This window comes from Aquamicrobium terrae (assembly GCF_040545735.1).
Taxonomy (GTDB): Bacteria; Pseudomonadota; Alphaproteobacteria; order Rhizobiales; family Rhizobiaceae; genus Mesorhizobium; species Mesorhizobium terrae_A.
The window spans coordinates 510,526-533,672 of sequence record NZ_JBEPML010000001.1; the positions used below are offsets into that span (position 1 = coordinate 510,526).

The 23,147-nt window shown below is 63.0% G+C and carries 21 protein-coding genes and 1 tRNA gene; 17 read left to right on the top strand and 5 right to left on the bottom strand.

Translation table 11 applies throughout. The annotated features are described in order from the left end of the window. Positions 1 to 5: 5 nt before the first annotated feature. Positions 6 to 1,163: a ribonuclease D gene (rnd, locus tag ABID37_RS02425; protein WP_354192402.1), complete on the bottom strand. Its 1,158-nt coding sequence runs from the start codon at positions 1,161 to 1,163 to the stop codon at positions 6 to 8. A gap of 218 nt (positions 1,164 to 1,381) precedes the next feature. On the opposite strand from rnd, the gene aspS reads away from it, so the two are divergent. Further along, the gene (gene aspS / locus ABID37_RS02430) at positions 1,382 to 3,172 is read left to right on the top strand and encodes an aspartate--tRNA ligase (RefSeq protein WP_354192404.1); all 1,791 of its coding nucleotides are present in this window, start codon (positions 1,382 to 1,384) and stop codon (positions 3,170 to 3,172) included. 77 nt (positions 3,173 to 3,249) lie between these two features. On the opposite strand, the gene hspQ is transcribed toward aspS, so the two are convergent. Then, positions 3,250 to 3,573, bottom strand: coding sequence for a heat shock protein HspQ (gene hspQ, locus ABID37_RS02435; RefSeq protein ID WP_354192405.1), 324 nt, complete (start codon positions 3,571 to 3,573; stop codon positions 3,250 to 3,252). Between the two features lie 120 nt (positions 3,574 to 3,693). Here hspQ and ABID37_RS02440 point away from each other — a divergent pair, with 120 nt between their 5' ends. Continuing rightward, positions 3,694 to 4,653, top strand: a complete 960-nt coding sequence (locus tag ABID37_RS02440; protein WP_354192406.1) for an AEC family transporter — start codon at positions 3,694 to 3,696, stop codon at positions 4,651 to 4,653. On the opposite strand, the gene ABID37_RS02445 is transcribed toward ABID37_RS02440, so the two are convergent. Beyond that, complete coding sequence (locus ABID37_RS02445; protein ID WP_354192408.1) at positions 4,630 to 5,856, bottom strand: UbiH/UbiF family hydroxylase; 1,227 nt, start codon at positions 5,854 to 5,856, stop codon at positions 4,630 to 4,632. The genes ABID37_RS02440 and ABID37_RS02445 overlap by 24 nt on opposite strands. Before the next feature lie 255 nt (positions 5,857 to 6,111). On the opposite strand from ABID37_RS02445, the gene pcsA reads away from it, so the two are divergent. The 7 genes from pcsA (at position 6,112) to ABID37_RS02480 (ending at position 13,548) form a co-directional block, all read left to right on the top strand. Next, positions 6,112 to 6,879 (top strand): phosphatidylcholine synthase, encoded by a 768-nt coding sequence (pcsA, locus tag ABID37_RS02450; RefSeq protein ID WP_435521525.1) that lies wholly within the window; start codon positions 6,112 to 6,114, stop codon positions 6,877 to 6,879. A gap of 4 nt (positions 6,880 to 6,883) precedes the next feature. Beyond that, positions 6,884 to 7,861 carry a quinone oxidoreductase family protein gene (locus ABID37_RS02455; RefSeq protein WP_354192410.1) on the top strand — a complete coding sequence of 326 codons (978 nt, stop codon included), beginning with the start codon at positions 6,884 to 6,886 and terminating at the stop codon, positions 7,859 to 7,861. A gap of 118 nt (positions 7,862 to 7,979) precedes the next feature. Beyond that, a complete protein-coding gene (locus tag ABID37_RS02460) occupies positions 7,980 to 9,572 on the top strand; it encodes an ABC transporter ATP-binding protein (RefSeq protein WP_354192412.1) in 1,593 nt (530 codons plus the stop codon). Then, entirely contained in the window at positions 9,572 to 10,678 is a 1,107-nt protein-coding gene (locus ABID37_RS02465; RefSeq protein ID WP_354192413.1) for an ABC transporter permease, read from the top strand. The genes ABID37_RS02460 and ABID37_RS02465 overlap by 1 nt, the downstream gene beginning before the upstream one ends. Continuing rightward, positions 10,678 to 11,652: an ABC transporter permease gene (locus ABID37_RS02470; RefSeq protein WP_354192414.1), complete on the top strand. Its 975-nt coding sequence runs from the start codon at positions 10,678 to 10,680 to the stop codon at positions 11,650 to 11,652. Before ABID37_RS02465 ends, ABID37_RS02470 begins: the two co-directional genes overlap by 1 nt. 46 nt (positions 11,653 to 11,698) lie before the next feature. Continuing rightward, positions 11,699 to 12,766, top strand: a complete 1,068-nt coding sequence (locus ABID37_RS02475; RefSeq protein ID WP_354192415.1) for a BMP family ABC transporter substrate-binding protein — start codon at positions 11,699 to 11,701, stop codon at positions 12,764 to 12,766. Between the two features lie 134 nt (positions 12,767 to 12,900). Next, complete coding sequence (locus ABID37_RS02480; RefSeq protein WP_354192416.1) at positions 12,901 to 13,548, top strand: glutathione S-transferase family protein; 648 nt, start codon at positions 12,901 to 12,903, stop codon at positions 13,546 to 13,548. A gap of 6 nt (positions 13,549 to 13,554) precedes the next feature. On the opposite strand, the gene ABID37_RS02485 is transcribed toward ABID37_RS02480, so the two are convergent. Beyond that, a complete protein-coding gene (locus tag ABID37_RS02485; RefSeq protein ID WP_354192417.1) occupies positions 13,555 to 14,202 on the bottom strand; it encodes a TerC family protein in 648 nt (215 codons plus the stop codon). A gap of 232 nt (positions 14,203 to 14,434) precedes the next feature. Here ABID37_RS02485 and ABID37_RS02490 point away from each other — a divergent pair. Beyond that, a tRNA-Ser gene (locus ABID37_RS02490) sits at positions 14,435 to 14,524 on the top strand. 60 nt (positions 14,525 to 14,584) lie between these two features. Here ABID37_RS02490 and ABID37_RS02495 read toward each other — a convergent pair. Next, entirely contained in the window at positions 14,585 to 15,115 is a 531-nt protein-coding gene (locus ABID37_RS02495) for a dihydrofolate reductase family protein (RefSeq protein WP_354192418.1), read from the bottom strand. Between the two features lie 254 nt (positions 15,116 to 15,369). Between ABID37_RS02495 and ABID37_RS02500 the strand changes: the two genes are divergently transcribed. The 7 genes from ABID37_RS02500 to ABID37_RS02530 all read left to right on the top strand — a co-directional run bounded on the left by ABID37_RS02500 (position 15,370) and on the right by ABID37_RS02530 (position 22,834). Continuing rightward, positions 15,370 to 16,551, top strand: a complete 1,182-nt coding sequence (locus ABID37_RS02500) for a septal ring lytic transglycosylase RlpA family protein (protein ID WP_354192419.1) — start codon at positions 15,370 to 15,372, stop codon at positions 16,549 to 16,551. Positions 16,552 to 16,656: 105 nt separating this feature from the next. Continuing rightward, positions 16,657 to 17,823, top strand: a complete 1,167-nt coding sequence (locus tag ABID37_RS02505; RefSeq protein ID WP_354192420.1) for a D-alanyl-D-alanine carboxypeptidase family protein — start codon at positions 16,657 to 16,659, stop codon at positions 17,821 to 17,823. A 43-nt stretch (positions 17,824 to 17,866) separates the two neighbouring features. Then, positions 17,867 to 18,541, top strand: coding sequence for a dTMP kinase (gene tmk, locus ABID37_RS02510; protein WP_354192421.1), 675 nt, complete (start codon positions 17,867 to 17,869; stop codon positions 18,539 to 18,541). Beyond that, positions 18,538 to 19,578: a DNA polymerase III subunit delta' gene (locus tag ABID37_RS02515; RefSeq protein ID WP_354192422.1), complete on the top strand. Its 1,041-nt coding sequence runs from the start codon at positions 18,538 to 18,540 to the stop codon at positions 19,576 to 19,578. Before tmk ends, ABID37_RS02515 begins: the two co-directional genes overlap by 4 nt. 90 nt (positions 19,579 to 19,668) lie before the next feature. Next, on the top strand, positions 19,669 to 21,219 hold the full coding sequence (gene metG, locus ABID37_RS02520) for a methionine--tRNA ligase (protein ID WP_354192424.1): 1,551 nt from the start codon (positions 19,669 to 19,671) through the stop codon (positions 21,217 to 21,219). Next, entirely contained in the window at positions 21,219 to 22,019 is an 801-nt protein-coding gene (locus ABID37_RS02525; RefSeq protein ID WP_354192427.1) for a TatD family hydrolase, read from the top strand. The genes metG and ABID37_RS02525 overlap by 1 nt, the downstream gene beginning before the upstream one ends. Next, positions 22,016 to 22,834, top strand: a complete 819-nt coding sequence (locus tag ABID37_RS02530) for an MBL fold metallo-hydrolase (RefSeq protein WP_354192428.1) — start codon at positions 22,016 to 22,018, stop codon at positions 22,832 to 22,834. The genes ABID37_RS02525 and ABID37_RS02530 overlap by 4 nt, the downstream gene beginning before the upstream one ends. Positions 22,835 to 23,147 lie beyond the last annotated feature (313 nt).

Sequence of the window (23,147 nt, forward strand, 5' to 3'; positions counted from 1 at the left end):
GGAAGTCAGGCGTTCACCTCGAACAGCGCGATCCGGCGTTTGTCGAACTTGATGGCGATCTCGCCGCGCACGAGGCGCAGCGCCTTGTCACCGAAAACGGCGCGCCGCCAGCCTTGCAGGGCGGGCACATCTGCGTCTTCGCCCTCGGCGGCGATACGGTCGATGTCGTCGCTGGAGGCGAGCACCTTGGCGGCAACGCCTTCCTTTTCCGCCACGATGCGCAACAGCACCTTCAGCAGCTCTGCCGCGGCGTTGGACCCTTCCGGCGGCTGGTGCGGGCGCGGCAGCTTGGGCAGGTCTTCCTTGGGAACGGACAGCGCATCGTTGACGGCGCCGAGCAGGGCGGCGGCCGTGGAAGACCGCTCCCACCCCTTGGGAATGCTGCGCAGCCGGCCCAGCGCATCGGCGTCTTTCGGGGCCTGCTGCGCGATCTCGTAGATCGCGTCGTCCTTGAGGATGCGTCCACGCGGGACGTCGCGTTCGCGGGCCTCGCGCTCGCGCCATGCGGCGACCGACTTCAGCACGGCCAGTTCCTGCGGCTTGCGTATCCTGAGCTTCAGCCGCTTCCAGGCGTCGTCGGGATGGGGATCGTAGGTCTGGCGCGAGGTCAGAACCTGCATTTCCTCATTGAGCCAATGGGCGCGCCCTTCGCGCTCGAGTTCAGCCGTCAGGTGCTTGTAGACATCGATGAGGTGGGTGACATCGGCCAGCGCATATTCCAGTTGCCGCTCGGAAAGCGGCCGATAGCGCCAGTCGGTGAAGCGGGACGACTTGTCGAGCCGCACGCCGGTCACCTTCTGCACGAGCTGGTCGTAGGAGACGGCGTCGCCGAAGCCGCACACCATGGCCGCCACCTGCGTGTCGAAGATCGGATGCGGCACCAGATCGCCCTGATGGACGATGATTTCGATGTCCTGCCTTGCGGCATGGAAGACCTTGACCACCTTCTCGTTCGCCATCAGCCTGAAGAACGGCTTCAGGTCGAGCCCCGGCGCCAGCGGATCGACAAGCGCGGTGAAGCCGGGTGCGGCCATCTGGATCAGGCACAGCACCGGCCAGAAGGTGGTTTCGCGAATGAACTCCGTGTCGACGGTCACGAAGTCCGATTGCTCGAGTGTTTCTATGGCGCTCTCGAGTTCACCCTGTGTGGTAATGACGTTCATCAAATCGCTTTTCGGACCAAAGTTGCTTCTCAATTCCAGCCGCGGCCGGGCGCGTCAAGTCGGCTAACGCCAAATGGAAGGCGCTGCATGCTGCCCGCGAGCCGGTTCAGGCCCCTCTTGCCTTGACAAAGGAGACCACCCATGCGCTTTTCGCGCCAATTTTCAGGTCGGGCAAGTGCTTCGGCCCAATCGAACCAAGTTAAGCGGAAAATCAGGCGATGCATCGTTACCGGAGCCACACCTGCGCTCAGTTGAGAAAAGCCGATATCGGCTCCTCCATTCGTCTTTCGGGCTGGGTGCATCGCGTGCGCGATCACGGCGGCCTGCTGTTCATCGACCTGCGCGACCACTACGGCATGACCCAGATCGTCGCCGATCCCGATTCTCCCGCCTTCAAGACGGCGGAGACGGTGCGCGGCGAGTGGGTGATCCGCGTCGACGGCGAGGTCAAGGCGCGCCTGCCCGAGGCCGTGAACCCGAACCTGGCAACGGGCGAGATCGAGATTTTCGCACACGAGATAGAAGTGCTGTCGGCCGCCAAGGAGCTGCCGCTGCCAGTGTTCGGCGAGCCGGATTACCCGGAGGACATCCGCCTCAAATACCGCTTCCTCGATCTGCGCCGCGAGACGCTGCACAAGAACATCGTCATGCGCACCAAAATCATCGCCGAGATGCGCAAGCGCATGGGCGAGGCGGGTTTCACCGAATATTCGACGCCGATCCTCACCGCATCCTCGCCGGAAGGCGCGCGTGACTTCCTGGTGCCGTCGCGCATTCATCCCGGTACCTTCTACGCGCTGCCGCAGGCGCCGCAGCAGTACAAGCAGCTCATCATGGTGTCGGGCTTCGACCGCTATTTCCAGATCGCGCCCTGTTTCCGCGACGAGGACCCGCGCGCCGACCGCCTGCCGGGCGAGTTCTACCAGCTCGATCTCGAAATGAGCTTCGTCGAGCAGGACGATGTGCTGGCGACCATGGAGCCGGTGATGCGCGGCGTGTTCGAGACCTTCGCCGACGGCAAGCCGGTGACGCAGGCCTTTCCGCGCATTCCCTATGACGTGGCGATGCGCAAATACGGCTCCGACAAGCCGGATCTGCGCAACCCGATCGAGATGCAGGACGTGTCCGAGCATTTCCGGGGCTCGGGCTTCAAGGTGTTCGCGAACATCCTCGCCAACGATCCCAAGGCCGAAGTCTGGGCCATTCCGGCCAAAACCGGCGGCTCCCGGGCCTTCTGCGACCGCATGAATTCCTGGGCGCAGGGCGAGGGCCAGCCCGGCCTCGGCTACATCTTCTGGCGCAAGGAAGGCGACAAGCTCGAAGGCGCCGGCCCCATCGCCAAGAATATCGGCGAGGAGCGCACCGACGCCGTTCGCCGGCAACTCGGCCTGGAAGATGGCGACGCCGCCTTCTTCGTGGCCGGTGACCCGAAGAAATTCGTCGCCTTTGCCGGTGCCGCGCGCACCCGCGCCGGTGAGGAACTGAACCTCGTCGACCGCGACCGCTTCGAATTGTGCTGGATCGTCGATTTCCCGTTCTATGAATGGAACGAGGACGAGAAGCGCGTCGATTTCGGCCACAACCCGTTCTCCATGCCGCAGGGCGGCATCGAGGCGCTCAATGGCGAAGATCCGCTCACCATCAAGGCGTTCCAGTACGATATGGTCTGCAACGGCTTCGAGATCGCGTCGGGTGGCATCCGCAACCATCTGCCCGAGACCATGGTCAAGGCGTTCGAGATCGTCGGGCTGGACCGCCAGACGGTCGAGGATCGCTTCGGCGGCCTCTACCGTGCCTTCCAGTACGGAGCGCCGCCGCATGGCGGCATGGCGGCCGGCATCGACCGTGTCATCATGCTGCTGGTCGGGGCGAAGAACCTGCGCGAAGTGACCATGTTCCCGATGAACCAGCAGGCCTATGACCTGCTGATGAGCGCTCCGGCCCCGGCGACGCCGCAGCAGCTTCGCGAACTGTCCCTGCGCGTCGCGCCGCTGAAGAAAGAAGACTGAGCCGGAGGCTCGTCAAACAAAACCCCCATCGCTTCAAAAAGGCGGTGGGGTTTTGCGTCCGAATGAACGCACGGTGCCTAGTGGCGGATCTGGTATTTGGGCTCGTAATGCCCGTCCGGTGTCTTCAGGAACAGCTCCCGCAATTGCGGATGGCGAACCGGCTCGCCTGAGACGTCTTCGAGCAGGTTCTGCTCGGAAACATAGGCGATGTAGTCGGTTTCCGAATTCTCGGCCAGCAGGTGATAGAAGGGCTGGTCCTTGCGCGGCCGCACCTCGGCCGGTATCGCCTGATACCACTCCTCGGTGTTGGCGAACTGCGGATCGACATCGAAAATGATGCCGCGAAACGGAAACAGGCGGTGGCGGACCACCTGTCCGATCGAGAATTTGGCAGTTCTCATAGTTGCATTGCCCATGGTCCTTATTTGGCTTATGGCGCGTCGCAATTCAATCCTGCCTTGGTCGCACCTCCTTGACGGCCTGCCGCGCCATCGGTAGCCCACAGGCTTCGCGGAGAAATCATGTCCGATATCGCCGGCCTCGTCCTTCCGTTCTTCGGGCTGATCTTCATCGGCTTTGCCGTCGCGCGCATCACCCGCCAGCCGGTGGACGCGCTGGGCTGGATGAATACCTTCGTCATCTATGTCGCGCTGCCGGCCCTGTTCTTCCAGCTTCTCGCCAAGACACCCTTCGAGGACCTGACCGAATGGGGTTTCATCTTCGGGTCGGTGTTTTCGACCTTCCTGATTTTCCTGGCGATGTTCGTTGCTTCCCTCGTGATGGCAGGCGGCATAGCGGAATCCACCATCAAGGGGCTCGCGGCGGCTTATGGCAATATCGGCTACATGGGTCCGGGGCTGGCGGTTCTGGCCTTTGGAGAGCAGGCGGCGGTGCCGGTGGCGCTGATCTTTTGCTTCGAGAACGTCATGCACTTCACCATCGCACCGATGATGATGGCGCTGGCGGGCGATGACAGACGGCCATGGCCGCAACTGCTGGCGGGCATCGTCAGCCGTATCGCGCTGCATCCCTTCATCATCGCCACGGCATTCGGCGTGGCGGCGGCCTATTTCGAGTTTCACCCGCCGCTGCCGGTGGACCGCCTGCTGTCCTATCTGGCCAACGCAGCGGCACCCTGCGCGCTGTTCGCCATGGGCGTGACGCTGGCGCTGCGACCGTTGAAGCGTGTTCCCGCCGAGATCGCTCCGATCACCTTTCTCAAGCTGATCGTGCATCCGCTGCTATGCTACGCGGTGCTGAGCTGGGTCGGAAATTTCTCGGAGATCTGGTTGTTCTCGGCGGTCCTTTTGGCCGCCTTGCCGACCGCCACCAACGTCTTTGTCATTGCCCAGCAATATGGGGTCTGGGTCGAGCGCACCTCGGCCACGGTGCTGATCACGACATGTGTCTCGATCGCCACCGTGACAGGCCTGCTCTACATGATCCGTGCCGGGGTGCTACCGCTGGACCTGTTCCCTTAGCGAACCGGCCAGGGCCGAGAAGCCGCTGCCGGGCTGCAGTCCCTCGCGCATGAAGAAGGCGCGCAGGGGCGCGAAACGCCCGAGCAGTCCCAATGTCGTGCTGCGGGCAATCTGCGCGGGCAGCATGCTGGAAAGCAGCGAGAGGTTGAGCAGGTTCACCGCGCTGGTGCGGGCGACGATGTCGGGCCGGCGTCTCAAATCGTAGCTTAGCAGAGCTTTCGGTGTGCCCGGATCAGGTCTATTTTGTGACGCAGTTTCAAGGAGATCGACGATATCCCTGATGCCGAGGTTGAGCCCCTGCGCGCCGATCGGCGGGAAGACATGCGCGGCTTCACCCACCAGGGCCACGCGCCTGTGGGCGAAACGCCATGGCGTCGATGTCGACAAGGGGTAGATCTGGCGGCCCGGTTCGACCGTTACCCGGCCGAGCATGGATTGCATGCGCCGCTCGATATGCCGGGAAAGCGCGTCGTCATCGAGTGCGGCGAGTTCCTGAGCGGTTTCCGGGCGAACCACGCAAACGAGGCTGGACCGGCGGCCGGGCAGCGGAACCTGGGTGAACGGGCCGGTCTCGGTGTGGAACTCGGTCGAGGTGAAGGCGTGGTCCACCGTGTGGGCGAAATTCAGCACCAGCGCCGCCTGCGGGAAGGGGCGCGACGAAACCGAAATGCCCGCAGCCTCGCGGGCCGGGGAAGCGCGACCGTCGGCAGCCACGACGAGCCTTGCCGAAACGGCGCTGCCATCGGCGAGCCGTGCCGTGGCCCGTTCGGGCTCGAGTTGCCACTGGGATACGAGCGTCTTGCGCCATTCGATGGAAGGATTGGCCGAGACAGCCTCGGCCAGCGTGGCGACCAGCACGGCATTGGGGATGTTGAGGCCGAAGCGGTGCTCGTCGATTTCGCTGGCATGGAAGGTGACGACGGGACTGCGGATCAGCCTTGCCGTTCCATCCAAGATGCGCATCACCTTGAGCGGCGCCGATTTGTGCGCCAGCGTGCGCAGCACGCCAAGCCGGTCCAGAAGGGCAAGGGCCGGATTCATCAGCGCCGTGGTGCGTCCGTCCTGCACATTCGGCTCCGGGCCGACAAGCGTGACGCGGAAATTCGCATCGGCGAAGGCGAGCGCCCCGATCAGTCCCGCCGGGCCGGTGCCGGCGACAAGAATGTTCGCTTCCGTTTCGGCAGGGGTGGCGGGCGTGGGCATGTCAGGATTCTCCCGTGTCGAACAAGATATAGCGCCGGGGCGTTGCCCACTTCAACGCGACGTTTCAGCCGCAAGAGGAATTGGGCGCAAACCATGCACGTCAGGCGTGAATTCCTGTGTGGCCTTTCATCTTGTCGTCGCTTGCGCATTGACCACGGCCGGTTGGTGGTCGATCAAGGGGGATCATAGACACCATGCAAGATGGACTGGTGGGCCGTGGACAACAAACCGACCGGCAGGAAGATCAGGGACCGGATTCCGAGACCGAGGAAGAAGGTGACCTGGCCGCAGGCGCGAGCATTCTCCGTTCATCTTCTCACCGCATCGGGCTCGTTTCTCGCCTTCGTTTCGCTGGTCGCCGCCAGCGAGGGGCGCTGGACGGCGATGTTCTGGTGGCTGGGGCTTGCCCTGTTCGTCGACGGTATCGACGGGCCGATCGCCCGCAAGCTTGAGGTCAAGGAAATCCTGCCGACCTGGTCGGGCGAATTGCTCGACAACATCATCGACTACGTGACCTATGTGCTGATCCCGGCCTTCGCCCTTTACCAGTTCGGGCTGATGGGCGAGGGGCTGTCCTTCCTGTCCGCCGCCATCATCGTCGTTTCCAGCGCCATCTACTATGCCGACACCGGCATGAAGACCAAGGAGAACTTCTTCAAGGGCTTTCCCGTGGTCTGGAACATGGTCGTTTTCACCCTGTTCGTCGTCGGGCCGGGCGAGTGGGTTTCCTTCGCCGTGGTGGTGATTGCGGGCCTGCTCACCTTCGTGCCGATCAACTTCCTGCACCCGGTGCGGGTGAAACGCCTGCGCCCCCTCAACCTCGCCGTCACGCTGTTGTGGTGCGGGTTCGGCATGCTGGCGCTGGCCGAATCCGCGCTGGTCGAATTCTACAGCCAGATCGGCGTGCTGGCCGAGAATGTCAGCCAGTTCACCAAGGTGGGCATCACCGTCACCGGTCTTTACCTGTTCTGCATCGGCGGCATCATGCAGTTTCTCCCCAATCTCGGGGCCAGGAAGGGTTGAAACCATGCCCAAGGCGATCCGTATCCACACCCATGGCGGGCCCGAGGTCCTGACTTTCGAGGAGGTTGATCCCGGCCGGCCCGGCCGTGGTGAAATTCTCGTCCGGCACACCGCGATCGGCGTCAATTTCATCGATGTCTATCATCGCACCGGCCTGTATCCGGCGGCCAACGGCCTGCCCATTACGCCCGGCGGAGAGGCGGCCGGCGTGGTGCTTGAAGTGGGCGAGGGGGTGGGTTGGCTTAAACCCGGTGACCGCATCGCCTATGTGGTGCGGCTGGGCGCCTATGCCGAACAGCGGGTGATCGCGGCCGACCATGTCGTGAAGATTCCGGACGGAATTGGCGACGAACAGGCGGCCGGCATGATGCTGAAGGGCATGACGGTCGAATATCTGCTGCGGCGCACCTTCAAGGTAAAGCCCGGCGACACGCTGCTCTACCATGCGGCCGCCGGCGGCGTGGGACTGATCTTTGGCCAGTGGGCGAACCATCTGGGGGCGACGGTTATCGGCACGGCCGGCTCGCCGCAGAAGGCGGAACTGGCCCGCGCCCACGGATTCCATCATGTCATCGACTACCGGAGCCAGGATTTCGTGCAGGAAGTGGCCAGGATCACGGAGGGCAGAAAGTGCGACGTGGTCTATGATTCCGTTGGCAAGGATACCTTTGCCGGCTCGCTGGAGTGCCTGAAAAGGCTGGGGACCTTCGTTTCCTTCGGCCAGTCCTCCGGCCCGATCCCTCCGTTCGATATCGGCATTCTGGCACAAAAGGGCTCACTCTTCGCCACCCGGCCGACGCTGTTCTCCTACAACGTCACCCGCGAAGAGGTGGAGGCTTCGGCCGCAGCCTTGTTCGAAGTCGTGCTGTCCGGCGCTGTAAATATCAGGGTAAATCAACGCTATGCACTGACGGATGCAGCCCGCGCGCATGCGGATCTGGAGGCGCGCAAGACCACCGGGACGACGATATTGCTGCCTTGATAACCAGTATCGAATGGCCTCGAAATTCTTGAAGCTCTTTCAATCGAAGTATCGGTTTGCCTAGAGCGGCGGTCATGCCTACGATGCTTTCGGGAACACAGAACATATCTGGTTACAGATGGGAGGCACTGTGAGTTTACATGAAGGTGCTGCGAACCTGCTTGAGGTTCGCGGCCTGACCAAGATATTCGGCTCCCTCAAGGCTTGCGACAGCATCGACCTCGGCATTGCCAAGGGCGAGATCCATGCTCTTCTGGGCGAAAACGGTGCCGGCAAGTCCACCCTGGTGAAAATGCTGTTCGGCTCGCTGGAGCCGCATTCCGGCGAGATCCTGTGGAACGGCCAGTCGGTCCGCATCACCAACCCTGGCGTTGCCAAGAAGCTTGGCATCGGCATGGTGTTCCAGCATTTTTCGCTGTTCGAGGCGCTGACCGCGGCCGAAAACATCGCGCTTTCGCTGGATGACGGCGCACCGATCAGCACCATTGCGGCCAAGGCGCGGGCCCTGTCCTACAGTTACGGTCTCCCGCTCGATCCCGAAGCGCTGGTGGGCGACCTGTCGGTCGGCGAGCGCCAGCGCATCGAGATCATCCGCTGCCTGTTGCAGACGCCGGACCTCATCATCCTTGACGAGCCGACTTCGGTGCTGACCCCGCAGGAGGCGGACAAGCTGTTCGAGACGCTCGAACGTCTGCGCTCCGAAGGCAAGTCGATCCTCTACATCTCGCATCGCCTCGAAGAGGTGAAGCGCATGTGCGACCGTGCCACCGTGCTGCGTCACGGCAAGGTGGTCGGACATTGCAATCCGCGGGAGGAAACGGCGTCCTCCCTGGCCCGCATGATGGTGGGCAGCGAGGTCCGCACCGTGGAGCGTCCGCCGGCCGAAGGCATGAACAAGGCGGAATCGCTGCTTGAGATCGTCAACCTCAACCGCAGGCCGGCAACGCCTTTCTCCATCCCCTTGAAAAACATAAATCTTTCGGTTCGGGCCGGCGAGGTTGTCGGCATCGCCGGCGTGGCCGGAAACGGGCAGGGCGAGTTCTTTGAGGCCGTGTCCGGCGAGGTCCTGCAGCAGGACAAGGCGTCGGTGCGCATTCGCGGCAAGCAGGTCGGTGGGCTCGACATCACCGGCCGCCGGTTGCTGGGCGCCGCCTTCGTGCCGGAGGAGCGCCTCGGACATGGGGCCGCGCCGCGCATGAAGCTGTCGGAAAACCTCCTGCTGTCGCGCCATGCGACGGATGGCAAGGCGTTCGTCGGCACCGCGGGCATGATCGAGGGCAAGGCGATCTACAGCGCCGCCCAGCGCATCATCGAGGTGATGGACGTGCGCAAGAGCGCGCCCGATCCGGAAGCGGCCTCCCTGTCGGGCGGCAACCTTCAGAAATTCATCGTCGGCCGCGAGCTTGACCGCAAGCCGTCGGTGATGATCGTCAACCAGCCGACCTGGGGTGTCGATGCCGGCGCGGCCGCTCACATCAGGCAGGCCCTGATCGAGCTTGCCCGCAACGGATCGGCCGTCCTGGTCATCAGCCAGGACCTCGACGAGCTGTTCGAGATCTCGGATGCCATTGCCGTCATGCACGATGGCGAACTGTCGCAGAAGCTGCCCATTGCCGAAGCGACCTATGAAAAGATCGGTCTGCTCATGGGCGGCGCCGAACCCGGCCATGCCGCTACCGCGCATGCGACCGAAACGGCAGAGGTGGCGTGATGCGCATCGAGCTTGTCAAGCGCCCGCAGCGTTCGGCGCTGTTTTCCATGTTGTCGCCGTTCATCGCCTTCGTGCTGACGGTCATTGCCGGCGCCATCATGTTCGCCTTGCTGGGCGTGAACCCGGCCAAGGCCCTCTATGCCTATTTCATCTCGCCGTTGACCGAGGTGTGGCAGTTGCATGAGCTGGCGATCAAGGCGGCGCCGCTGATCCTGATCGCGGTCGGATTGTCGGTCTGCTTCCGCGCCAATATCTGGAACATCGGGGCCGAGGGCCAGTTCACCATCGGTGCGGTGACCGGCTCGATCCTGCCGGTGCTCTATCCCGACCTGAGCGCAGCCTATGTCCTGCCCCTGATGCTCCTCATGGGCATGATCGGCGGTGCGGCCTATGCGACCATTCCGGCCTTCCTCAAGGCGCGATTCAACACCAATGAAATCCTCACCAGCCTGATGCTGGTCTACGTCTCGCAACTCTTCCTCGACTGGATGGTGCGCGGGCCGTGGCGCGATCCGCAGGGCTTCAACTTCCCGCAGACGGTGCTGTTCAACGAATCGGCGCGCCTGCCGGAAATGCTGTCGTCCGGACGCGCCAATCTGGGCTTCGCCTTCTCCATCGTCGCGGCGGTGCTGGTCTGGCTGATGATGAGCCGCATGCTCAAGGGCTTCGAGGTGCGCGTGCTGGGCTCCAGCCCGCGGGCAGGGCGCTTCGCCGGCTTCAGCATCAACCGCATGGTGTTCTTCGCCTTCATGCTCTCCGGCGCTCTGGCCGGTCTTGCGGGCATTTCGGAGGTGTCCGGCGCTATCGGCAGGCTCCAGCCCACCATTTCGCCCGGCTATGGCTTCGCCGCGATCATCGTGGCCTTTCTCGGCCGGCTCAACCCGCTCGGCATCATCGCAGCCGGCCTGGTGCTCGGCCTGACCTATCTCGGCGGCGAGGCGGCACAGGCGACCCTCGGCGTGTCCGACAAGCTGGCGCGCGTGTTCCAGGGCATGCTGCTGTTCTTCGTTCTGGGCTGCGATACGCTCATTCACTACCGCATCCGCATCGTAGGCCGGCCGGCTCCGGCTGCCGATACGCTCGTCGCTCAGGAAGGGGCACACTGATGGATATCTGGATCAGCATCCTTCTTACCATCGCGACGGCGGCCACGCCCCTGCTCATCGCAGCGATGGGCGAACTGGTGGCCGAACGTGCCGGCGTCCTCAACCTCGGCGTCGAGGGCATGATGATCATGGGCGCGGTCGCCGGCTTCGGCGCGGGCTACCTGACCGGTTCGCCGTGGCTCGGCGTGATCGCCGCCATCATCGTCGGCGTGCTTTTCTCTCTGCTGTTCGCGTTCATGACGCTCACGCTGGCCACCAACCAGGTGGCGACCGGCCTGTCGCTGACCATTCTGGGGCTTGGGCTGTCGGGCATGCTGGGAACCAGTTTCGTCGGCCTGCCGGGCGTGCGATTGCCGAATCTGGACATTCCCGGCCTTACGTCGTTGCCGGGCGTGGGGCGCCTGCTGTTCGGCCAGGACCCGATCTTCTACCTGTCCATCGCGCTGGTCATTGCCGTCGCATGGTTCCTGTTCCGCAGCCGCACGGGCCTCACCATGCGGGCCATCGGCGACAGCCACACCTCGGCGCACGCGCTGGGCATACAGGTCATCCGCTACCGCTATCTGGCGGTGATGTTCGGCGGTGCCTGTGCCGGTCTGGCCGGCGCGCATCTGTCGCTCGTCTATACCCCGCAATGGGTCGAGAACATGAGCGCCGGGCGCGGCTGGATTGCGCTGGCCCTGGTGGTGTTCGCCTCCTGGCGGCCGTGGCGGGTGCTGGCCGGAGCCTACATCTTCGGCGCGATCTGGATCGGGCAGCTTCACGTGCAGGCGATCGATCTTTCCAGCTTCGCCAACTCGTCCTGGCTGATCTACCAGCCGATAGCGTTGATCAAGTCGCTGCCGTCCCAGTTCCTGTCGTCGCTGCCCTATCTCGCGACCATACTGGTGCTGGTGCTGATCTCGCGGAACAAGCGACTGACCATGATGAACACGCCGGCATCGCTGGCCCAACCCTTCGTGCCCGAGCGTTAAAGAAATCGGCATGAATGAAGTTAAACCTCAGATGGAGAACGTTGTTATGAAAAGAAGACTGATCGGCCTCATGACGGCTGTTGCCGCCCTCGCATTGACCGCACCGGTCCAGGCACAGGAGAAATTCAAAGCCTGCTGGGTCTATGTGGGTTCGATCGGCGATTTCGGCTTCTCGTTCCAGCACGACCAGGGGCGCCTGGAAGTCGAGAAGGAACTCGGCGACAAGGTCGAAACCGCCTATCTGGAAAACGTCGCCGAAGGTCCGGATGCCGGGCGCTCGTTCGAACGACTGGCGCGCGACGGCTGCAAGATCATCTTTGGCACGTCCTTCGGCTTCATGGATGCCGAACTCGAAGTGGCCAGGAAGTTCCCGGATGTGAAGTTCGAGCATGCCACCGGCTTCAAGACCTCCGAGAACATGGGTGTCTACAACATCCGTTTCTACGAAGGTCGCTATGTCAGCGGCCAGATCGCCGCCAAGCAGTCGAAGGCCGGTGTCGCAGGCTACATCGTATCGTTCCCGATCCCCGAAGTGGTCATGGGCATCAACGCCTTCATGCTCGGCGCCCAGTCCGTCAATCCGGACTTCAAGGTGAAGGTCGTGTGGATCAACTCGTGGTTCGATCCGGGCAAGGAGGCCGACGCTGCCAAGGCCCTGTTCGATCAGGGAGCCGACATCATCGTCCAGCACACCGATTCCACAGCTCCGCTCCAGATCGCGCAGGAGCGCGGCCTGCACGGCTTCGGCCAGGCGGCGGACATGGCCAAGTTCGCGCCGAAGGCCCAGCTTACCGCAGCGGTGAACAACTGGGGCCCTTACTATGTCAGCCGGGTGAAGGCCGCCATGGACGGCACCTGGAAGGCCGAAAACCTTTGGGAAGGCTTCAAGGACAACATCATCTACATGGCGCCTTACACCAATGTGCCCGATGAGGTTGCGAAGGAAGCCGAGGCCACCGTGCAGAAGATCAAGGACGGCTGGAACCCCTTCACCGGTCCGATCGCCAAGCAGGACGGCTCGGAATGGCTGAAGGAAGGCGAGGTCGCCGACGACCAGACCCTTCTCGGCATGAACTTCTACGTCAAGGGTATCGACGACAAGCTGCCGCAATAAGCGGCGGCCCTGATAGCATGAGAAGGGCGCCGTCAGGCGCCCTTTTTCATTTGACGCCTGACATGCCTCCTGACAGTGCCGTGTCAGGAGGGAGCTGTTAGCGTGGATTCGCTCATGGTGTTCTGGAGGTTCGGATGCTCACCTTTTATTGCATGCCCTGGTCGCGTTCTTCCGGCGTTTTCTGGTTGCTCGAAGAGATCGGCGCGCCTTACGAGATCGAGTTGATCGACATTCGCGCACCGGGTGGCGTTCCCGAAAGCTATCGGGCCATCCAGCCGAACAAGAAGGTGCCGGCGATAGACCATGACGGCACCGTGGTCACCGAGCGTGCGGCGATCACCATTTATCTGGCCGACGCCTTTCCCGAAGCGGGGCTTGCGCCTGCGATCGGCGACAGCGATCGTGCCGCCTATCTGACACGGCTCGTCTATTGCGATGCCGTGTTTGATCCGGTGATCGCGGCGCGCGCGCAAGGCTGGCATTATGAGGGCGGCAACAGCTTTTCCTTCGGCCTGTTCGAGGACATGGTGGCCAATCTCGAACGGCTTCTGACGGCTCATCCCTATGCGGCGGGCGACAGGTTTACGGCGGCCGACACCCAGCTCGCGTCCGGCATTCATTTCACCATGAACATCCTGAAGGTGCTGCCCGACCTGCAGGTGTTCCAGGACTACCTGGCCCGCGCGATCGACCGCCCGGCCTACCGCAGCTATGCGGCGAAGGAGGCCGAGCTTGCAGGCAGGGTCACGCCGCCACCCCAGTTCCCGCGGAACGAAGGGTAAGGGCCGTCAGCCCAACGCGCCGTTGACATGCGGCCAGACTTCGAGCGCGCCGCGATAGATCATGTCGAGTGCGACATAGAGGATGATGAGCAGGCCGATATAGGCGATCCACCGGTAGCGATGGAGAAGACGCGCGATGAAGGACGCCGCCAGGCCCATCAGCGCGATCGACAGCATGAGGCCGACGATGAGCACGGTGAAATGATCGCGCGCGGCGCCGGCGACGGCGAGCACATTGTCGAGCGACATCGATACGTCCGCGACGACGATCTGGATTGCGGCCTGCATCAACGTCTTGCGAGGTATCTTGCTGGCAGTCGACCGCTGCCCGTCGGAAAGCGCTTCGGTCGCCTCTTCCTCTTCTTCGTGGGAGGTGCGCAATTCCCTCCACATCTTCCAGCACACCCACAGAAGCAGGATGCCGCCGACGAGCAGGAGACCGAGGATGGCGAGGAGCTGGACAGTAATCGCTGCAAAGACGATGCGCAGCACCGTGGCCGCCAGCACGCCGATGAGAATGGCTTTCTTGCGCTGGTCCGCCGGCAGGCCCGCAGCGGCGAGGCCGATGACGATGGCATTGTCCCCGGCAAGGACGAGATCGATGAGAATGACCTGGAGGAGCGCAGTAAGGCCAGCCGCGGTAAAGATTTCCATCGCCAGAATGCCGTTTCCGTTTGTGGGGATGCCAGTGGGCGTACGCCCGGCGGCAGGGGCTCGTCAAGGGTTGTCGATGGCCTGAACGTACAACCTGTATGAAGGTTCATTGCCGTTCGTGTTGCAGCGCGCAGCCGGTTAATGGGTGCGGCGGACGCCGGGACGAGTTGACGGCGTGGCATGCTCGGGGCTAAAGCCGTCTCCGTCCGTATCGGCAGATGCAGCGACGCGGGGAGGGATGGCCGAGCGGTTTAAGGCACCGGTCTTGAAAACCGGCGAGGCAGCGATGTCTCCGTGGGTTCGAATCCCACTCCCTCCGCCACAAATTCTCGTAAAGGACCGGAATTCTGGGCGTTTGCCGTGAAATTGCAAGCGCTCCCGATTAGGCAGGAACGTATGTCAACCTGACCGTGCCTTCGCCAATGAGATCGGTGGAAACAAGGCGAAGCGGCGGCCGTGGGCCGGCAAAGAAGGGCTTGCCTTGACCAAGCACGACGGGGTGGAAGTAGAGCCGATACTCATCGATAAGGCCAAGGTCGGTCAGGCTTCGGGCCAGGTCTGGTCCGGAAACAGCGATCTCCCCGCCGAGCCGCGCCTTCAGGTCGCGTATCACCGTCTCGATGTCATCCCGGACAAGGGTGGCGTTGGGGCCGACTGATCTCAACGAGCGCGATACGACCCACTTCGGTTGGCGCCGCCACGCCGTCGCGAACTCGTGTTGCTCCGCATTCCAGTCAGCATGGTCTTCGTCCCAATAGCGCATGACCTCGTACATGCGGCGGCCGTACACACTGCCGGTCAGATCGCGCACGTGCTCTATCCAGTGACGAAAGAGTGCGGGATCTGGCGCAAATTCCTGGTGGTCGACGTAGCCGTCCAGTGACTGGTTCATTCCGAAGACAAGCTTCGCCATGCTACTTAATCTCCGCTCCAAGGTGTTCGCGATAGTATGAGCAGGAGGACGCAGAAAGTGAAGCTGGCCGCAAATTGCCATGCCGAGCGCACACTGACACAAAGACGCCCAGTTCCCGCCACAATCGGTTAATGGGCCGATAACGAATTCCTGCGCAAATGCGAATGAGCGGAAGCAGGATGTCTGGCTTCGGAAGCGCGCGGTTCGGGCTTCCGATAGCAAGGCTTTCTTCTTAAGTCAGGGGATTGTCTTACATGCAGGCCGTGGCGCGACGGCGTCTTCGTCGCACTTTCACAATCATGTCTTTTGCCGTATCGGCGGTCGCCCTTGCAGCCTGCGGGACACCGCAGCCCAAGGAGGCGTCGGCCAAGCGCTCCAAGGAATATTTCCCCGAATCCAAATATGGCGTGAAGGCCAGCCCGCGTGTCGCCTACGGCACCAAGATCAAGCGGGGAGGCGGGCGCGACCAGGTCGGCAAGCCCTATCAGGTCGCCGGCAAGTGGTATTATCCCAAGGAAGACCCGAAATACTCCAAGGTCGGTGCCGCCTCCTGGTATGGCGATGCCTTCCATGGGCGTCTGACGGCGAATGGCGAAATCTATGACACAGCCCACCTGACAGCCGCCCATCCGACCATGCCTTTGCCGAGCTATGCCCGCGTCACAAACGTTGCAAATGGCAGTTCCGTGGTGGTGCGCGTGAACGATCGCGGACCCTACCACGGCAATCGCATCATCGACCTGTCCAAACGAGCCGCCGACATGCTGGGCTACAGCGCCGCGGGAACCGCCAAGGTGAAGGTCGACTATATCGGCCGTGCTCCTCTGGACGGCGACGACGAGCCTTATCTGGTGGCCTCCTACCAACCCGGAAATCGCGCGCCCGATCCATCGGTCGGCCTGCCGACGGGCGTGATGATCGCCATGAATGGCGCAACGCCGAGCCTGGGCGGCGGGCGCAGAACGCCGTTCCCCGACGCGGGGCAGGCGCTGGCTTTCGGCGATGTTCCACTGCCCGATTACGGGCCGATCGTGCCGATCCGGCCGGATTCCGGCCTGCCGTCGGATTCGCCTTTTGCGCTCGCGTCGCTCTCCTATGCCGACGAGCGTATTGCCAGCGCGGCTCAGGCCTTTGCGGCTCTGGATGGCAATGGCCTGACGTCGCAGGCGGTGGCGGCCTCGTGGAAGCGTGACAATCCCGGGCAGGCAGGCCCCGGCGATTACATCGCGGCGGGCACTTTCGACAGCGCCTCGGCTGCCCGTGAGGTCGCCCGGCGCCTCTCCGGCATCGGCAAGGTCACGGTCAAGCGCTCCATGGCCGGGGGCAGGGAGTGGCATGCCGTCGAAGTTTATGCCGATGGCCATGCCGATCTCGACACCATGCTGCAGGCCGCTTGGGCAAGCGGCGCGCCGGATGCGCTGGTGGTTCGCAACTGACGCGGCACAAGGGCTGTTGGTGACTGCGCACGGCTGTTGATTTGGCGGGTCGTGGACTGGTAGCCTGAGGCACTTTCCGCCAAGGCAGTACGGACAAGTTCCTTCATGTCATTTTTCCCGCGCGTTCCGCTTATCGGCCTTGCCGTATTTGCCTGCATTTGGGCGGGAAGCGGTGCGGCCTTCGCCCAGTTGTTCGAAACCAAGGCCGCGCAGGCTTTCATGGTCGATGGAGAAACGGGCAGCGTCCTGTTCGCCAAGGATGCCGACGCGCCGGTCCAGCCGGCGTCGCTCGCCAAGCTGATGACCCTTGAAATGGCTTTCGATGCGGTGAAATCAAAGCGCCTGACCCTCGACGACACCTTCGTCGTCAGCGAGAACGCCTGGCGCACCGGCGGGGCTCCCTCGCGCACTTCGACCATGTTTGCCGCCGTGAGGTCGAGCATCCGTCTGGAAGACCTCATGCGCGGCATCGCCGTGCAGGCGGCCAATGACGGCTGCATCGTCATTGCCGAGGGCGTGGCGGGCTCGGAAGGCAATTTTGCCCTTCAGATGAATGAGCGCGCCCGCAAGATCGGGCTGCAGAAATCCGTCTTCGTCAACTCGACCGGCCTTCCGGCCGAGGGGCAGGTGACGACGGTGCGCGAGCTCGTGCAACTTGCCCGCCATCTCCAGCAAACCTATCCCGACCTCTACGGTCTGTTTGCGGAAACCGAATTCACCTGGAACAAGATCACCCAGCGCAACCGAAATCCGTTGCTGGCCATGGATATAGGCGCCGAAGGGCTGGCCGTGGGCGCCAGCGAGCAGAACGGTTTCGCCATCGTCGGCGCGATCTCCCAGAACGGCAGAAGGGTGATCGCGGCGCTGAGCGGACTGGCCTCCGACCGCGAGCGCGCGGAAGAGGCGCGCAAGCTGCTGGAATGGGGGCTGCGCTCCTTCGAGAAGACCGAGATTTTCGCGGCTGACGAAGTGGTGGGCACCGCGCAGGTCTATGGCGGCGCCAAAAGCGGTGTGGCGCTGAAGGCCAGGGGGCCGGTGGACCTTTTGCTGCCGGTCGCCAATCGCGACAAGCTGACGGCCAGGATCGTCTATCAGGGGCCGCTGCCCGCTCCGGTGGAGGAAGGGCAGCCGGTCGGGTCGCTGCGCATATGGATCGGCGACACGCTCAGCCAGGAAATGCCGCTGTTCGCCGCCGAGACTGTCGAGGTTGGCGAACTTCACAGCCGTGCCTTCGATGCCGTGAAGGAACTGGCCATCGGGTGGCTGCGCTGATAAGCGGTAGCGATACCGCGACAACGGGACGAAACATCAGCCAGTGCGCCAGGGATTCTTCATAAGCTTCGAAGGTGGGGAGGGGGCCGGCAAGTCCACCCAGATCGAGCGGCTGGCCAGGAAGCTGCGCGCCAAGAAATATGATGTCGTCGTCACGCGCGAACCGGGTGGCTCGCCCGGCGCCGAGGCCGTGCGCCATGTCATCCTGTCGGGCGCGGCCGAAGCGCTCGGCCCCAAAATGGAGGCATTGCTGTTCGCGGCGGCCCGTTCCGATCATGTCGAGCAGCTTATCCGGCCAGCCATCGAGCGCGGCGCCATCGTACTGTGCGACCGTTTCGTCGATTCATCGCGGGTCTACCAGGGCGTGACCGGCGGTCTGCCGGCCGAATTCATGGACGCGCTGGAGAAGGTGACGGTGAACGGCATGATGCCGGACATGACGGTCATTCTCGATATCGATCCGGTCGAGGGCCTCAAGCGCGCCAATGCACGCCGTTCCGCCGGCGACGTCCCGGATCGTTTCGAGAAGGAGACGGTGGAGACCCATGAGCGGCGGCGCGAGGCATTTCTGGCCATCGCGAAAGCGGAACCGGAACGCTGCGTGGTGATCGACGCCGCCGCCACTCCACAGGATGTGGAAGACGCCGTCACGGAAGCGGTCTTCGAGCGGCTCGAAAAGCGGATGCCTGCAAAGCGGTCGAAAGGCGCGGCCGAATGATGTTCGAACGGCTGGCCCCGGAACAGCACGACACGCTGGACGGCGTGCCGGAACCTGCCGAAACCCCGTTTCTGGTCGGGCACGCGGAAGCGGCCGGCATGCTGGCAAGCGCCTATCGCGCCGGCAAGCTGCCGCATGCGTTGATGTTCGTGGGGCCGGTGGGGATCGGCAAGGCGACGTTCGCCTTCCATCTTGCCCATCATTTGCTGAAATATCCCCGCCATGAAGAGGCACCCGAACAACTAGCGGTTCCCGATCCGGCATCGCCCTTGTTCCGGCAGGTCGCGCAAGGCGCCCATCCTTCCGTGCTGCACCTTACGCGGCCGCTCAACGAGCGCACCAAAGCCTTCAAGTCGGTGGTCACGGTGGACGAGATCCGCAAGGTCGGCGGTTTCCTGTCTCTGACCTCGCATGACGGCGGCTACCGTGTCGTCATCGTCGATCCGGCCGACGACATGAATGCCAACGCGGCCAACGCGCTTCTGAAGAACCTGGAGGAGCCGCCGGCGCGCACGCTGTTCATCCTCATCGTTCATGCGCCGGGCTCGCTGTTGCCGACGATCCGCTCGCGCTGCCAGGTGGTGCGGTTGTCGCCACTGGAGCCGCAGAGCCTCGGGCAGGTGCTGCAAGCCGTGGGGCAGCCGGCCGGCGACGGCGGGCTGCTGGAGCGGGCAGGGGGCAGCGTGCGCACTGCCATCCTGCTTTGGCAATATGGTGGCCTGGAAATTGCCGAAGCGCTGGAAAATCTGGTGCGTTCACCCCGTTATGAAATTGCCGCGGCCCATCGGCTGGCCGATGTGGTCGCGGGCCGTGATGGGGCCGTTCCGTTCGATATCTTCAACCGCCATGCGCTGGACCTGCTTTCGGAAACCGCGCGACAGGCGGCCCTTGCCGGCGATCTCGCCCGCGCCAAGATGCTAACCGACGCTTGGCAGGAAGCGCGCGATGCGATAATCGAAATGGAAACCTACAACCTCGACAAGAAGCAGCACGCGCTTTCGATGATCGACCGCCTGAATTCTGCATTTCGAATGTGATGCTCCGCCTTGCCGCGGGATGGCAATCGCCATTCCGATGCTATATCCACCGCACATTCGTACCCTGCAGGCTTCAAGACGGTTCATTTCATGTCGCGCGACAGTTTCTACATCACCACGGCCATTTCCTATCCGAACGGCAAGCCGCATATCGGCCATGCCTATGAGCTGATCGCCACGGATGCGCTGGCGCGTTTCCAGCGTTGCGACGGGAAGGACGTGTTCTTCCTCACCGGCACCGACGAGCACGGCATCAAGATGCTCCAGACGGCCCGCAAGGAAGGCATTTCGCCGCGCGAGCTGGCCGATCGCAACGCTGCCGAGTTCCAGCGCATGGCGACGGCGTTGAATGCCTCGAACGACGATTTCATCCGCACCACCGAAGAGCGCCACTACAAGGCCTCGCAGGCGATCTGGAAGGCGATGGCCGCCCAAGGCGACATCTACAAGGGCGGCTATGCGGGTTGGTATTCGGTGCGCGACGAGGCCTATTACGGCGAGGAAGAAACCGAGTTGCGCGATGACGGCGTGCGCTACGGGCCGCAGGGCACGCCGGTCGAATGGGTCGAGGAGGAAAGCTATTTCTTCCGCCTCTCCGCCTATCAGGACAAGCTCCTGGCACTCTACGAAAATCAGCCGGACTTCATCGGGCCGGCCGAGCGCCGCAACGAGGTGGCAAACTTCGTTCGCTCGGGCCTGAAGGATCTGTCGATCTCGCGCACCACGTTCGACTGGGGCGTGCCGGTGCCGGGCGACGAGAAGCATGTGATGTATGTGTGGGTGGATGCACTCACCAACTACATTACCGCACTCGGCTATCCAGATGAAAATGAAGCAAAATGGCGTTTCTGGCCTGCCGATGCGCATATTATCGGCAAGGATATCGTGCGCTTCCATGCCATCTACTGGCCGGCCTTCCTGATGTCGGCGGGCATCGAACTGCCGAAGCGCGTGTTCGGCCACGGATTCCTGTTCAACCGCGGCGAGAAGATGTCGAAATCGCTCGGCAACGTCATCGATCCGTTTACGATGGCCGAGCACTATGGCGTCGATCAGGTGCGCTACTTCTTCCTGCGCGAAGTGCCGTTCGGGCAGGACGGCAGCTACAGCCACGAGGCGATCGTCAATCGTACCAATGCTGACCTTGCCAATGATCTCGGCAATCTGGCGCAGCGTTCGCTGTCGATGATCGCCAAGAACTGCGGTGGCGTGGTGCCGAAGCGTGGCGACCTCGCTGAATCCGACAAGGCCATCCTCGCGCAGGCGGTGGATGCCTTGGCGACCGCACGCAAGGCGATGGCCGAGCAGGCGATCCATCAGGCGCTGGCGGCGATCTTCGGCGTGGTGGCCGAGGCAAATCGCTATTTCGCGGGGCAGGAGCCCTGGGCGCTGAAGAAAACCGATCCGGCGCGCATGGAAACCGTGTTGTGGACGACCGCCGAGATCATCCGCCGCGTCGGCATCCTGTGCCAGCCTTTCATTCCCGGTTCCGCGGCCAAGCTGCTGGATCTGCTGGCGGTGGACGAGGGAGAGCGCGGCTTCGACCGTGTCGATACGCTGGAGGCGCTGGCGCCGGGGGCGGCGCTGCCGGCTCCGCAGCCCGTTTTCCCGCGCTATGTCGAGCCGGAGCAGAACGCCTGATGCTGGTCGACAGCCATTGTCATCTGGATTTCCCGGATTTCGCCGAGGAGCGGGCTGCGATCGTTGCCCGCGCCCGGGAGGCGGGCGTCGAACGCATGGTGACCATTTCCACCCGTGTGCGGAAATTCGACCAGATTCGCGAAATTGCGGAGACTTTCGACGAAGTCTACTGCTCGATCGGCACTCATCCGCACAATGCGGCCGAAGAACCGGACGTGACCGCCGAGGAACTGGTGCGTCTCTCCGGGCACCCCAAGGTGGTCGCCATCGGCGAGGCAGGCCTCGACTACCACTATGACCATGCGCCGCGCGATGCGCAGGCCAAGGGTTTCCGCACCCACATAGCGGCCGCGCGCGAAACCGGCTTGCCGCTGGTCATTCATGCGCGCTCGGCCGACGACGATATGGCGGCCATACTGGAAGAGGAAACCGGGAAGGGGGCCTTCCCCTTCGTCCTGCATTGCTTCTCGTCGGGCAAACGGCTGGCCGAGGTCGGCGTGGCGCTGGGCGGCTATGTATCGTTTTCGGGCATACTCACCTTCCGCAACTCGCAGGACATAAGGGACATTGCCGCCGCCGTGCGGCTTGACCGCCTGCTGGTGGAAACCGATGCGCCCTATCTTGCGCCGATCCCGCACCGCGGAAAGCGCAACGAGCCTGCCTTTGTGGCCCATACGGCGGCTGTTCTGGCCGAGACGATCGGTCTCGACAGCGCCGAGGTAGCGCGGCTGACGACAGATAATTTCTTCCGTCTTTTCAGCAAGATGCCGAGCCCGGATGAAGTGGTGCCGAAGGCGTGAGCGACCGGCTGCGCTTTACCGTCCTGGGATGCGGCTCTTCGCCGGGCGTGCCGCGCATCACCGGTGACTGGGGCGCGTGCGATCCTGCCAATCCGAAGAACCGCCGCATGCGCGCCGCGGCCATGTTCGAGCGCATCAAGGAAGACGGACGCCGCACCACCGTGGTCATCGATACCGGACCGGACTTCCGCGCCCAGATGCTCATGGCCGGCGTGAAGCGCATCGACGCAGTGCTCTACACCCATCCGCATGCCGACCATATTCACGGCATAGACGACCTGCGTGGCTATGTGCTGGAACAGAAGCGGTTGATCGATATCTATGCCGATAGCTTCACCATGGCGCGGCTGCGCGAGGCGTTCGGCTATTGCTTCGAGACGCCTCCGGGCAGCTCGTATCCGCCGATCCTGTGGGCGCGCAATATCGATCACGATCGGCCAATTACGGTGGAAGGAGAGGGCGGTGCCCTCGCCTTCGAGCCGCTGCCGCAGGTGCATGGCGACATCACCTCGCTCGGTTTCCGGGTTGGCGACATTGCCTATTGTCCCGATGTCAGCGCTTTCCCGGAGGCAACGGCGGCGCGATTGAACGGGCTCGACCTGCTGATCATCGACGCCTTGCAATACCGGCGGCATCCCAGTCATTTTTCGCTTGGCGAGGCGCTGGAGTGGATCGAACGGCTGAAACCCAAACAGGCGGTGCTGACGCACATGCATGTGCCGCTGGACTACGAGACCGTGCGCGCCGAGACGCCGGATATTGTCGAGCCTGCCTATGACGGCATGGCGCTGGAGTTTCCCATCCAATCAATATGATGCGTATGGACGTTGGCGTTGTGGATGGAAGCCGAAAGTCCAGACTTTCACCTCATGACGGCGGGTCTGGTGCATATCGTTGCCGACAGTCGCGCGTGAAATCTCGAATTCCGACGCAACCGCCATCTCTCATCGGATCAGCAATAGCCAAGGGATTTGACGAAACTACGGATCGCTTCTCTCGCCAGTCGTAAGGCCTTTTGGTTCCATAATCTATCTTATGCGACTTTGACATATTGCCGCAAAATAGAAATGTCCTGTTTCTGCAAAGTTGGAATGTCGCTCCTGCCCTTGAGGTGCCAGTGTTCACCTC